The organism is Thermogemmatispora sp. (assembly GCF_019683635.1).
In the GTDB taxonomy this organism is placed as follows: Bacteria; Chloroflexota; Ktedonobacteria; order Ktedonobacterales; family Ktedonobacteraceae; genus Thermogemmatispora.
Genome location: NZ_JADGIA010000156.1, coordinates 1 through 12453, shown reverse-complemented (window position 1 = coordinate 12453; position 12453 = coordinate 1). Strand labels below are relative to the sequence as shown.

Below are 12453 nucleotides of genomic sequence, written 5' to 3'. Positions count from 1 at the left end.
GCTGTGGGGGGGACAGCGGGAGGGGGAGAGAGTAGCGAGGCGGTGCGTCTCTCTCTGGCCTTTGCCAGCGAAGTCAATACACTGGCTCAACAGCTAGCGGCAGTGATCCAGGAGATGCGCAGCAGCCTGGTTGGCTTCCAGTTCGAAACAGTGGAGGCGGGAAGCGCCGGCAGCGAACCGTCCGGACGACTGCAAGCGCCAGGGGGAGCAATGGGCGGGCCTAGTACAGGCGCTGATCTGCTTTCGCGTTCTCTGCGTCTCTAGCGCTGGCCTGACGTGGCAATAGCCCCACTCTGCTAGGGTGATCCGCTCCCGATCGCCTACGCTCGGGGTGGGTTGGGCCAGCGCTCCTGGCTGGCTCAGTGGCAGCCTGCTGCCATAACAAGGGAGGTGTTGCTCTGAGCGGCTCTGGATTGAGGTCCCGGTCTCTCCTTCCTCTTGACTATTTGGCACTGGTCCTTTCTCCTGTCTGCCATCTTCTTGCCTGCTTGTTTGCTCTTCGGTTCTCTCTGCGCTCTCCTGCCCTCTCCTACTAACATAGCGCTCTGCATTGTTGTGAACATGCGATGTGTTTGAGAGTCAGCTCATGTTCACTCTGTGCGACACTTTTAGCTTCGCTGTCAGCGCGAAGACTCCCCTTCATGGCTATTTCTGTCGCAAACCCTTGAAAAAGAAAACGTGATCGCATATGATAGGCACATATCAATGAGATACATACATACGTTCATACCGTCATCAGTAATTATATGGCTCAGGAGGGAGGCGGTCACGATGCGTGAAGCCCGTCTTCCGTTTCCTATCCCTCTGTACCTGGAAAGGAGTGACCATACATGGAAGAATTGTTAACCGTCAGCGAAGTTGCCCGCCTCTTGCGCGTTGAGACCACCACCGTTAGGCGCTGGATTAAGAACGGCATGCTAGAGGCCATTCTCCTCCCCCATCATGAGAAGGAGAGCAAGCGGCATGGCTACCGGATCAAGCGCACGACGCTTGATAAGCTCCTGGGCGAGTCGCCCCGCGACTCAGTCCCAGAGCAGCAGAGCTGATTGACGGCGGGTAGGTATTGGCGGGAGCCAGGCGCAATCAAGCGCAGTCTGGTTCCCTCTGCTATCCTGAGCCGGGCTGTGTGCGCTGCCCGCCCTGAGTGAAGGCGGCGCTGGCCTTCCCAAGGCCAGGAGCAGGGTCGGTTCCGCCGGCCAGCAGTCAGGTCAAGCTGAGCGGATAAGCCGCAGTCGACGGTGAGCTGTTCTTTCCTACTTATCTGTTTATACGTTCTGAACTAAAAAACGAAACAAGAGCAGGTAGGGTTTCCTGCCTGCTCTTTCCTATTCTTTTTCTTTCTCTGAACTGCTAAGCTGAGCCGCTGGACGTCGGCGGAGCGAAGAAGGGGGAGTCCGACCGGACTTGCGAGGCTGAGCTGCGGCTGATCTGTGTAGAACCACAACGGCAGAACCACAGCGCAAGAACAAGAGCGGCTCGGCTGCTGGAAGTTCAAGAGGAAGAAAGCGAGGAATTCGCCGAAGCGGCCTGTGACGTCCCGCTATCGCTGGGGCGAAGGCGCTCGCGGATCTCCACCAACTGGCGGGCGTGCTGTCGATCATGCTGGGCCAGGACATTCACCAACTGGTAGAATTTCAGCGCGCCCCAGGCGTGGTGATGACAGGGGCGCTCCCAGGCTGCCGGGGGCAGCTCAGCCAGGAACTGCAGAATCTCCTCGCGGCGGGCCGCCATGCCGGCCAGCACCGCGTCCAGCGAGAGATCGCGAGCCGTCTCGCGTGTCACCCGCGGCCCCTCTGTCTCCAGCGCCGGCAGCTCGGGATTGTCCTCTTCCTGCACGCGTCGCATCTCCTGCAGCGTCAGCCCGTCGACGACATAGAGATGATAGGCCACTTCCAGAGCCGACCAGTCCTCGGGCGAGGGGCGCCGTTCCAGCTCGGCGGCCTGAAAGCGAGCCAACTCGGCCAGAAACTCGGTGCGTGCCGCTACTAACTTCGGGCGCACCTTCCCAAAAGGATCTTCCAGGGTAGCCATCGCAGCCTCCCGCAACTACTCCACTTCGTTTTTGACCAGGCGGGCGTAGAGTCGCTCCAGCTCCTCCTGGTTATTGAAATGCAGCACTATGGTGCCCTTGCCCCTGGCATTGCAGCGCAGATCGACCTTCACCATCAGCGAATTGCGAAACTGAGTCTCTAACTCCTCCAGGTCGGGGGAGCGCACCGGGGTCGAGCGGCTGGGAGTGGGGCGAGCGGGCTGCTCCAGACTTTTCCAGCCGCGCACCAGCTCCTCCGTCTCGCGCACCGTCAGGCGACGAGAGAGCACCTGGTGCAGCGCCTCCTCCTGGTCTTCATAGCTAGAGAGGCCAGCGATTGCCCGCGCGTGGCCTTCGGTAAAGTGTTCGCCTGGGTTAAGGAGCCTCTCGCGGACAGCGGGCGCCAGATTCAACAAGCGCAGCGTATTCGTGATCGTTGTTCGCTGCTTGCCGACGCGCTCGGCGATCTGCTCGTGGGTCAGGCCAAACTCCTGAGCCAGGGTCTGGTAAGCCAGGGCCTCCTCGATGGGGTTGAGATCGGCCCGCTGAACGTTCTCGATCAGCGCCAGCTCCAGCATCTGCTGAGGGCTGGCCTCCTTGACAATCACCGGCACCTGCGAGAGACCGGCCAGGCGAGCAGCTCGCCAGCGGCGCTCACCAGCAATCAGCTGGTAGCGGAGTGGAGAAACGTAGGCAGTGCTGGCTTGCGCCGCCGAAGCAGGAGCGGGAGCGGCCCAGGGATCATCATCGGGGGCGCTGGCCCAGGGGTCGGGGGAGACAGTGCTCTCCTCTTCCAGGCGCGTCACAATCAGGGGCTGGAGCAGGCCGTGCTCTTTAATGGAGGCGCTCAGCTCCAGTAGGGCAGGGTCGTCGTCGCGGCAGATGCGCCGCGGCTGGCGTGGATTAGGCAAAATACTATCGATAGGAACCAGCTGAATCGCGCCCTCGGCGTCCGCTCGCGGCACCGGCTGGCGCGCAGCGGGGGTCTCCGCGGCGGGGGCAGGAGAGGCGCCAGAGCCAGAGAAAAGGACATCGAGACCGCGCCCGATCGGAGACTTCTTATTAACCACGGGCCATTACCTCCTCTGCCAGCGCGCGATAGGCGAGGGCGCCGGGCGAATCGGGATCGTAGTCCAGAATCGGCTGCCCGAAGCTGGGGGCCTCGCTGAGGCGCACATTGCGATTCACGATCGTATTAAAGACCTCGTTCGGAAAATGCCCGCGGACCTCACGGACGATCTCGCCGGCCAGCCGCGTACGGGGATCGTACATCGTCAACAGGACGCCAGCGATGTAGAGGTCGGGGTTCAATTTATTCTTCACGAGCTGGATCGTATTCAGTAACTTAGTGAGGCCCTCCAGGGCCAAATATTCGCACTGGATCGGAATAATGACGCCATCGGCAGCCACCAGCGCATTGACGGTCAGCAGGCCGAGCGAGGGCGGACAATCGATCAAGATATAGTCACAACGGCGCCGAATAGGCTCCAGTGCCTGGCGCAGGCGCTGCTCGCGGGCCAGGGCGCTGACCAGCTCGATCTCCGCCGCGGCCAGATCGACGGTACAGGGCGCGACTACCAGCTCGCGGCGCTTGGTCGGTACGATGACATCAAAAATCGTGACACCTTCGTCCTGCCTGACCAGCAGGTCGTAGACGGTGTGTTCGCGCACCTTCGGAGCAACGCCAATGCCGCTGGTCGTGTTGGCCTGCGGGTCCATGTCAACCAGGAGCACTTTGCGACCCGCGGCTGCCAGATAGGTTGCAAGGTTGATAGCGGTGGTGGTTTTGCCCACACCGCCCTTCTGGTTGGCGATTGCGTAGACTTTCGACACTGGTTACTTCCGTACCTTTCTGATCGAACCGATCCGTCGCCGGGCGGGTGTAAAGGATGTACTGACAGCATGACCGCGCGTGTTGCAAGTGGCACCTACATTGTAACAAATGGGAAGAGCTGACGCAACTAGGAACAGCTTTTCCTGCTCCTCGCCGGCTCCGGCCCCGCAATACCAGAGCCGCTGCGAGCTACTTCCTTGAGAGAGGGAAAGGTCAGGCCGGGCTGGCCCGCGGGCTGTTCCGCCCCCTGCATCCCCAAGAGCCAGGAGAGGTCACTCTCTGGGAGCGGGGCATCTGCCTGTCTGTCTGCCTGTCTGCGTCTCTTCCTTCAGCCCTCGCGCCCCAGGCGCAGCGCCAGCAGCAGGGCGAACGAGACCGCCAGGACCAGCACCGAGAGCGCTACCGCCGCATCGAGGTTAGTTTCCGCCGCGATATAGATAGCGATCGGCATTGTTTGCGTGGTTCCGGGGAAATTGCCTGCAAAGGTGATTGTGGCTCCAAACTCGCCCAAGGCTCGCGCCCAGGTCAGGCCCATGCCGCTCAACAGAGCCGGGCGAATCAAGGGCAGCACCACGCGGCGAAAGGTATAGAACGGTGAGGCGCGCAGCGTATAGGCCGCCTGTTCATAGCGAGGATCGAGTTGCTCCAGGCCGGCGCGGGCGCTGTTGACGAAGAAAGGGGCTGAAACAAAGGTTTGAGCCATGACCACGGCCACCGTCGTAAAGGGCAGGCTGATCCCCAGGGCGCTCAAATAGCGACCCAGCAGCCCAAAGCGACCGAAGGTCAGCAGCAGCGCCACACCGGCCACCACCGGCGGCAGCACCGTTGGCATCGTCACCAGGGTCTCTAGCAGTCGCCGGCCTGGCAGACGCACGCGCGCCAGAACCCAGGCTACCGGCAGACCGAAGAGCACGCTGAGCGCCGTGCTGGCGGTGGTGGTTACCAGGCTCAACTGCAGGGCCGTAAAGGTGTCGGGCTGCGTCAATGCGCTCCATAGCTGCTGTGGCGGCTCGTGCAGCAGCAGGGCCGCCAGGGGAATGCCCAGAAAGAGCAGAAAACTGGCGGCCAACAACCCGACCAGGATTGCCATCAGGGCGCGGCCCTGCGCGGGTGAAAGCCAGGGCCAGGGACGCCGGCCTCGCGGCCTGGTTGCGCGGGGGGCCGGCGCCTGCTGCACATCAACCATTCTTCGGAATGAACTGATACTTCTCCAGAGTTGCCTGTCCCTGCGGCCCAAGTACATAGTCAACGAAGCCCTGGGCCTCCGAGGCGTGCGCCGAGGTCTTGACAACCGCAATCGGGTATTGAGCGATGACGTTAAACTCGTCTGGGATAGGGATGATCTTGACTTTGCCCTGAGCGCTGGCGGCATCCGTCTGATAGACGCAGCCGGCGTCGGCCTCGCCCAGCTCAACCTTCTGCAGCACCGCCGTCACGTTGTCCTCCTGAGAAATGACGTTGCTCAGCAGGGCCTTCTCGAACTGGGGGCCGTAGGTCGAGGATTGCGCCATCTTGTCGAAAGCCTGGCGGCAGTATTTGCCCGCTGGCACCGTGGAGGCGGCGATATCAAACTTCAAGCCCTTCTTGGACAGATCTTGCAGCGAGTTGACGCCCGCGGGGTTGGAGGAGGGCACGATGATGACCAGCCGGTTCTTGGCGAAGACCTGGGAATTGTTGACCAGGCCGGCCTGGCTGGCTTTGTTCATGTTGTCCAGGTCGGCTGAGGCAAAAACATCCGCTGGGGCGCCATTGGCCAGCTGCTGCTCCAGTACCTGCGAGCCAGCAAAGTTGAACTTGAAGCTGACGTTGGGGTGGGCCTTGTGGTATTGGTTGGCGATGTCCTGAAAGGCATTCTTGAGGGAGGCGGCGGCGAAAACGTTGAGAGTGACCGCCGGAGCGCTGGCGCCACCGGTGCTGCTGGTGCTTCCACTGCTATTGCCACAGGCGGCCAGCCCCAGCGCCAGGGCAAGGACCAGTAAGCAGACGCCAGGCAGGAGCCGCCAGCGAGCCTGTCGGCGCGGCGGGGGTGAAAAATAGGCTGTCTGCGCGGGGACTGTGGACATGGTAGGCCTCCTTCTTCTCCCTGCTCTCTAGCTATGAGCGCGATTGAAATAGTGGTGAAAACTCTATTTTTGAGTATTCACAAATTGAGTATAGAGAAGGAATTGCCGAGATGTCAAGCCAGAAAAGGAGTCAGGCGAAGCGGGGATGTCAGAAGGAGGGCAGGTCAACCAGCCGGGCAGGGACGGGCCGCACTCTTTCTCGCTGGCGGCCCGCCATCCCTGTAACAGGGCTTAGCCCGTATAGAGCGGACCCGTTAGCAACGGCAGCGTAATGCCCAGAAAGGCGCACACGCTCAACACGGCGATCAGCGGGTCCAGTAGCGGGGCATTGAGCAAGCTACCGCGTAGATGGAGTCGATAGAAGAGCGTAGGCAAGACCAGGCCCAGGATGGCCGCCAGCAGAAGCGTCAGGCCCAGACCGATCCCCATCGCCAGTGCCAGTAGGGGTGACCCGAAGAGGGCCCAGCTGAGAGCGGCCACACAGACACTGGCCAGCACTCCTCCAGTGGTGCCCAGCTGCAGCTCACGGAAAAAGCCGCGCCAGAAATCGCGTCCGCGCTGTGAACGCAGCTGCCAGCCGGTCACCCCGAGAGCCTGCGAACCCACACTACTACTCGTCAGCAGAAGCATTGGTAGTAGCGAGATCATGCCGCTCAAGGTTGTTGGCGAGTGGAGAGCGCGCAAGAGGCCGCCGAACGTCGCCGGGTCCTGCGTCAGGCGGGCGCTGGCGCGCAACACTGGACCGAAAAGACCGTGCAAGAGCAACGCCAGCAGCAGCCCGGCGGCAACGTTGACCGCCAGCCAGGTCACGCGCCCGAGCACCGCGCGCCAGGAGAGGGTTTCCTCTTCGGTCGTGAACTCTTCAACGCTGGTTCCGGCGATCTCCGAGAGATCCTCGGCCTGCTCCTCGCGGATCACGTCGATCACATCGTCCACCGTGATCAGGCCGACCAGGCGACCCTCCTCGTCGAGCACCGGCACTGCCAGCAAGTCGTAGTGCGAGATCAGGCGAGCCACCTCTTCCTGATCGGTATCGGTATGGACATGGATCACATCGGGATTGAGCAGGTCCTGCAGGCGTGTCTGCGGATCGGCAGTCACCAGACTCCGCAGCGAGACCACGCCCACCAGGTGCTGCTCGTCATCGACCACATAGAGGTAATAGATTGTCTCCAAATGATCGGCGTGGTGGCGCAGGTAGGCCAGTGCCTCTTCGACCGTCAGATGCTGGGGCAGCCCGAGCACGCGGGTGGTCATCAGGCCGCCAGCGGTTTGTTTGTCATAGTGAAGCAGATCGCGCACCTGGCGGGCCGCCTCAGCGGGCAGCAGGCTCAGCAAGCGCTCAGCCTCCTCGCGTGGCAACTCGGCCAGGACGTCGGCCACGTCATCGGGAGCCAGAGCTGCCAGGAGGCGCGCAGCGCGTTCGGAATCGAGGCCGCTGATAATCTCGGCCTGTAGCGGCAGCTCAACCTCACTGAGGGTATCGGCAGCCGTTTCAGTGTCCAGGCGCTCCAACATGGCCCCGGCCTCTTGAGCGTCGAGCTGCTCCAGAATATCGGCGATATCTGCCGGGTGCAGATCCGCCAGCTTGGTGCGACTCACACTCAGCTGAACCTGGGGCACAACGCCGCCCGCTGTGACCGTGGCGGTGCCGCCCAGGCCGGCCCCGGCCAGAGCCGGAGCAAGCTGCTCGCTGGTGCTGGCGCTCGCCTGAACCACCTGGATCGGCTCCACATAGTTCCAGGTGATGGTACGATCCTGCAATCGCAATGGCAGCACGCGGCTCAGCAGCTCGATAGGGGCCAGCAGCCCTAGCCGGCGCAGCAGGCCACTCACGCCGATATCCACGCCGATCAGACGCGCCGTTCCTTTGATCTGCGCCAGCTTCAGATCGTTGACCTTCACTACGCGCACGCCCTGGGTGTCGACGATCTGCTTATCCAGAATATCGCGCTTCAGTAGCAGCTCATCGGGTTGAGGCGTGTAGGGGGTAATCTCGGCCTGACGAACCTTCAGGGTGATAGGTGTCTCTTCAAGGCTGTGTACCTGAGACCAGGGCACCACCAGCGTATTGGTATTCAGCGGTGGGCGCACAACCAGCGCCGTCACGCAAGGAAAGGTCTCGCGCGGCGAGACATACAGATCAGAAAGCGTACCCAGGCGCCGTCCCTCGCTATCATGGACACTCTGACGCAGCAGTGTGCTCAAGTAGATCAAGGGTATCACCACCTTTCCTCGTCTGCTTGATGGACAATACAGGCCGTTCGCTCAGCCACAGCAGTGTGGTTGAGCGAGAGGAGCTTATGACTTGTTTTGCTTGCCTGACGATGACGAACACAGTAATCTCAGCCTGACCGGGAAGGGCGTGGCGAAGGCAAAGCCGGGCGCAGGCGGCAGGCCAGAGCGCAGCGCTGCGACAGTCTACCAGCGAATGGTCGAACAAGCCGGGTAGTGGCCACAGGCAGACATCGCCTTAGCGCGGGCGTCGGCCCGGTCAAGGCTGCAAATGAAGCGGGAAACCCATGCGTACAGGGGTACCCTTGAAAAAAGGGCACGTAGGACTGACTGGCAGGCGGGAAGTGTTTACTCGATAGCGGCTGACCGCTGGCAGAGGATCACGCTCATCGAGTAAGGTGGTGATACAGAGGGGACGATCACTGACTGACTAATTGCTCTCCAGAACAAAGGAGTGAGCGATAAGACCGTGCGCCAGTATACGTCGGGCGAAAGTTAGATCCCCCCTACTCGATGAGGTGACACACACTTACCCGCGAGCAGGCATGTAAGAGCTACACGCCTACTACTACTTGGGCCAGCGTCCATGTCCCTCACCTCCTTGGCCCGTTGAGCCGCGGCGCTCCAGAGCAGGGGCGTAGCAGTCTTGCCACTGGGCCCGGCACTGGAGCTGAAGAATAGACGCGGTCACGGGAATCACACAAACAGAACAAAGCATTATGTCTTGTCAGAGTATAGCACGCTGATGGCGGAATCGGCAAGCTGGAGCGGCGAGCCTCTGGAAATCCGCCGCCCCGCGGTCACCCGTTTCTCCTAGCTGACCAGGGAACTGCTCTGGCCCCAGTGGAGCCAGAGCAGCGCGTGATAGAGCTGGACCTCCCAGACGTGCCATGAATGATAGCCCTTCTCGATATCAAGCGTATAGCGTACGTGGAGCTTCTTGAGCACCTGAGCGAACTGCAGCGTGTCGCTATAATAGGGCTGATCTTTCGTGGCCGCTCCCAGGAAGAAGGCCAGCCGCTGACTGCGGCGATTGCTGGCGATGGTATAGAGTGGGCTATTAGCGCGTCGATAGGCCGGATTGCTGCCCCAGATCAGGCCCTCAGCGCGATAGTAGCCGCCCAACGAGATGACGAAGCCGAAGACGTCGGGGTGATGAATGGCGATGTTGGCCGCTCCAAAGCCTCCCATCGAATTCCCCCCGATCGCGCGATCCTCTGGCGAAGGGATCGTTCGATAGTGGCTGTCAATGTAGTGGACCAGGTCGATCGCCACGTAATTCTCCAGAAGCTGTCGTCCATCGCCGCTGTTGCCCCATTCACTGGTCGCACCGGGACGCCCATTGCCATCAGGAAAAACCATAATCAGCTCGGGAATCTTCCCCAGATCAATCAGGGTATCGGCGGATTGCTCGGCCTTGCCGCCGGTGACCCAGTCGACGATCTTACCCGGGGAGCCATGTAGCAGATACAGCACCGGGTAGCGCTGCTGTTGGCCGGCGGGCGTATTGTAGGACGGTGGCAGGTAGACCAGGAACGAGCGGCGCTGGCCGTGCAGAGAAGGGCTGGCGAAGCTATCCTTGACCACTGTGCCCTTGCTTGGACGCCCGGCGGCGGTGTGAATGACCGGCGGTGTATGGATACCGGTATCGGGGGCAAAGAGAAAGAGATCGCCTGAACCGGCGGCCAGTATCAGTGACACGACCAGCAGGACGGCCAGCAACCAGGACCCCATGAAGGCCAGAGGCCGTGGTTGGGGGGCGACAGGCGGTGCCAGCTTTGGCACCGGGAGCGGTGCGGTCTCCTGCAGGGCAGCAAGACGCTGGCGAGAGCGCAGGAGCTGCCAGGTCTGGACGATGGGATCGCAGAGCACACGAGCCAGGACCTCACCGATAGCGCAGCCGGCAAAGGCTGCCAGCAGCGCCAGAGCCAGCAGCATCAGCACTGTGTGAATCAAGGCCCCCACGTTCAGCGGCTCCAATTGGCCGCCTGGGTCATGTACCGGTTGCAGCTCGGCCCCGATGAAATCCTGCAGGTAGGCTGACCAGAAGAGCAAGAGGCTGGCGGGTACGGCACCCAAAAGGCGGCGTCCGACCAGGCCCCCGCAGAAACCGGCGCCCGCACAACAGAAAAGGGCTGTCAACATCTGGGTGCGCTGCATATCCAGGCCCAGCGCGATGAGCAGTGCGCTCAACCCTGGCGTCATGCCCACTGTCAGTAGTGCCCCGCCAAGCAGTGCCCCAACGAAGGAGAGCAGCGGCGGTGCAAACGCCCGCAGTGGGCGGCGCGGGCGTTTCTCTCCGACAAGGCCCGAAGGCTGCCATCTATTCTTCATCGATGTATCGTAAGCAGATTCTGATCTTGCAGACCGGGAAGAGGCTCCCTGGCCTCTGAGCGCTGCTGATGAGCGTTGAGAATGGCCAGCGCGATGCGCGGCAGGGCCAGCGTATTGCTGGCGACCACGTAGCGACTCTCCCAGCGTGGCTGAAACTTCTGCTTGAAGCGGAAGAGTGTACGGTGCTCCTCCAGGACATGGACGTGCTCCAGCAGGAAGTTGGCAATCGCGCGCTGGCCAGGAGAAAGCTCCTGATTCGTATCGCAGGCAGCGATGAGGCCCAGGCTTACCAACCAGGCCCCGGCCTCACGAAAGCGCTCAATGGAGCGCACCAGCAGCAGCTCCATGACGCCATAAGGGGCATCGGGCGCGCGCCGCATCAAATCGAGGGCCCAGCCCCAGTCACGGCGCGTGCCATCCCGGGCGTCGTAGAGACCATAGATTGGCGTGAAGGAGACAAAAGCGCAGAGCTTATTTGTGCGATCGAAGGCCAGCCCCAGCGTCAGTCGTGGCGGGGGCTGCCGGCGGACCTCTGGGTCCGTACTCTCAGCCGCTGCTGCGATCAGCTGGGCCCGTTGGGCCATCGCGGGCAACTCGCTGAGGCGCCCCATGCTGAAGCCCATTTCTTCCGTTTCGCGGGCTCCCTTCTGTCGGAGCCAGGAGCGCGAGATCTGGACCATTTGCTCATACAGCTCGGGTGGCGGCGCCTCTTCGAGCCAGCGCAGCGTCACCCCCTCGCGCTCGGCCCGACGGCTGCTGGTGCGCACATTGGCCATGACCGAGCCGCTCAGACTGAAGCTGCGTGGGTCGATCAATGCCTCCTCGCCAATTTTAAAGATGCTCAGGCCGCAGGTGCGATAGTATGGTAGGAAATCGGGGTGAGCCTGGTAGATCGCCACCTGCCAGCCATTGCGCTGACACAGCTCCAGAAAAGCACGACTGACCTGCTCGCGTGCCTCTGGTGGACAGATGGGGTCGCCAGGGACCACGGCGACCGTGTTGACCAGCCGGTAGGCGACGAGGCCCTCGCCATTGGGTGTCAGATAGCGCAGATTCCCCGGCTGCAGGGCGAAGAAGGCCAGGGTCTCCTGCCCATAGCGCTGCAGCAGGTCGATGGCCCGCTGCTCAACCTGGGCTAGACGCTCCCGTTGCTGGGCCAGCCACCAGCGCGCGCTGACCGGGCGGAGAAGGGCCACCATGCCAGTCAGCAGGGCAGTAGCCGCTAAGATGGGCAGCGAGTCCAGAAACCAGTGCGCGCGTCGAGTCAATGGCAGCAACTCCTGCGCTGGTAGATTGAGCATGCGACGCAGCAGGGCCAGCAGCGTGCCCCCCGTACCGCTCGTTGTCAGAAACTGTCCTTCGATCAGATAGTAGCCACCGATGCCGTAGAGGAGGAGCAAGACGGCTCCAATGGCCAACAGGGCAAAGCCCTGGCGGACCCGCCAGGGATCGCTGGCCACCTGGAAGCAGGGGCGAGCCAGCAACAGCACACCCCAGAGGCTGCAGGAAAGCAGGGCCTCCTCGATGGCCAGACCACGCACCACATGCAGCAAAGCCGACAGTGGCAGCAGAAACATGGTCACTTGCCAGGCCCGCTCTTTGCCACGGGCCAGGCCGATTGCAAGAAGGATCAAGAAGAAGCCGATCAGCAGCGCGATGGTGTGGCTGGTCTGGACGAAGGGCCAGAAAGCAGGCCCAAAAGGGGCGAGCAGAGCAATGGTTGTCACCAGATCGCGCAGCAGCTCCAGTCGTCCCGGGTGGGATGGTAGCAAGACCACAAGGCCATTAATGCAGCCCAGCAACGCCACGGTCAGCGCTAGCAGGCCCCTAATCAAGCGGCGCGGCGGCGTGGCAACCGGCTTCTGACCTGGGCGTGGGAGTGGCGCTACAAACCGCGAGAAGAAAGTGTTCATAACCCTCCCTCCCCGGCCCTGATCCCTGGCCTGGTCTGCTCTGTC

General features: G+C 62.0%; 10 protein-coding genes. 2 read left to right on the top strand and 8 right to left on the bottom strand.

The window, feature by feature from the left end; genetic code table 11:
* Both IRZ31_RS15680 and IRZ31_RS15675 read left to right on the top strand, forming a co-directional pair.
* Nucleotides 1-264 (top strand): hypothetical protein (locus tag IRZ31_RS15680; RefSeq protein WP_297155296.1); only part of this gene is annotated, 264 nt, incomplete at its 5' end.
* Between the two features lie 566 nt (nucleotides 265-830).
* Nucleotides 831-1046, top strand: coding sequence for a helix-turn-helix domain-containing protein (locus tag IRZ31_RS15675; RefSeq protein ID WP_297155294.1), 216 nt, complete (start codon nucleotides 831-833; stop codon nucleotides 1044-1046).
* A gap of 445 nt (nucleotides 1047-1491) precedes the next feature.
* Here the strand turns inward: IRZ31_RS15675 and IRZ31_RS15670 are convergent, their stop codons facing one another.
* The 8 genes from IRZ31_RS15670 to IRZ31_RS15635 all read right to left on the bottom strand — a co-directional run bounded on the left by IRZ31_RS15670 (nucleotide 1492) and on the right by IRZ31_RS15635 (nucleotide 12408).
* Nucleotides 1492-2031: a DinB family protein gene (locus IRZ31_RS15670; protein ID WP_297155292.1), complete on the bottom strand. Its 540-nt coding sequence runs from the start codon at nucleotides 2029-2031 to the stop codon at nucleotides 1492-1494.
* A 15-nt stretch (nucleotides 2032-2046) separates the two neighbouring features.
* Nucleotides 2047-3099 (bottom strand): ParB/RepB/Spo0J family partition protein, encoded by a 1053-nt coding sequence (locus tag IRZ31_RS15665; RefSeq protein ID WP_297155290.1) that lies wholly within the window; start codon nucleotides 3097-3099, stop codon nucleotides 2047-2049.
* A complete protein-coding gene (locus IRZ31_RS15660) occupies nucleotides 3092-3862 on the bottom strand; it encodes a ParA family protein (RefSeq protein ID WP_052890922.1) in 771 nt (256 codons plus the stop codon). The genes IRZ31_RS15665 and IRZ31_RS15660 overlap by 8 nt, the downstream gene beginning before the upstream one ends.
* 329 nt (nucleotides 3863-4191) lie before the next feature.
* Nucleotides 4192-5040, bottom strand: a complete 849-nt coding sequence (locus tag IRZ31_RS15655) for an ABC transporter permease (protein ID WP_297155286.1) — start codon at nucleotides 5038-5040, stop codon at nucleotides 4192-4194.
* 1 nt (nucleotide 5041) lies between these two features.
* Complete coding sequence (gene modA, locus IRZ31_RS15650) at nucleotides 5042-5926, bottom strand: molybdate ABC transporter substrate-binding protein (RefSeq protein ID WP_297155284.1); 885 nt, start codon at nucleotides 5924-5926, stop codon at nucleotides 5042-5044.
* Between the two features lie 231 nt (nucleotides 5927-6157).
* A complete protein-coding gene (mgtE, locus tag IRZ31_RS15645; RefSeq protein ID WP_297155282.1) occupies nucleotides 6158-8155 on the bottom strand; it encodes a magnesium transporter in 1998 nt (665 codons plus the stop codon).
* Between the two features lie 819 nt (nucleotides 8156-8974).
* Nucleotides 8975-10495, bottom strand: coding sequence for an alpha/beta hydrolase-fold protein (locus IRZ31_RS15640; RefSeq protein WP_297155280.1), 1521 nt, complete (start codon nucleotides 10493-10495; stop codon nucleotides 8975-8977).
* On the bottom strand, nucleotides 10492-12408 hold the full coding sequence (locus tag IRZ31_RS15635; RefSeq protein WP_297155277.1) for a phosphatidylglycerol lysyltransferase domain-containing protein: 1917 nt from the start codon (nucleotides 12406-12408) through the stop codon (nucleotides 10492-10494). The genes IRZ31_RS15640 and IRZ31_RS15635 overlap by 4 nt, the downstream gene beginning before the upstream one ends.
* Between the last annotated feature and the right edge of the window lie 45 nt (nucleotides 12409-12453).

Bases quoted from the DNA above. Each gene is read 5' to 3' on its own strand.
- IRZ31_RS15670 (WP_297155292.1), bottom strand. From the start codon at position 2,031: ATGGCTACCCTGGAAGATCCTTTTGGGAAGGTGCGCCCGAAGTTAGTA.
- IRZ31_RS15640 (WP_297155280.1), bottom strand. From the start codon at position 10,495: ATGAAGAATAGATGGCAGCCTTCGGGCCTTGTCGGAGAGAAACGCCCG.
- IRZ31_RS15635 (WP_297155277.1), bottom strand. From the start codon at position 12,408: ATGAACACTTTCTTCTCGCGGTTTGTAGCGCCACTCCCACGCCCAGGT.
- IRZ31_RS15675 (WP_297155294.1), top strand. From the start codon at position 831: ATGGAAGAATTGTTAACCGTCAGCGAAGTTGCCCGCCTCTTGCGCGTT.
- modA (WP_297155284.1), bottom strand. From the start codon at position 5,926: ATGTCCACAGTCCCCGCGCAGACAGCCTATTTTTCACCCCCGCCGCGC.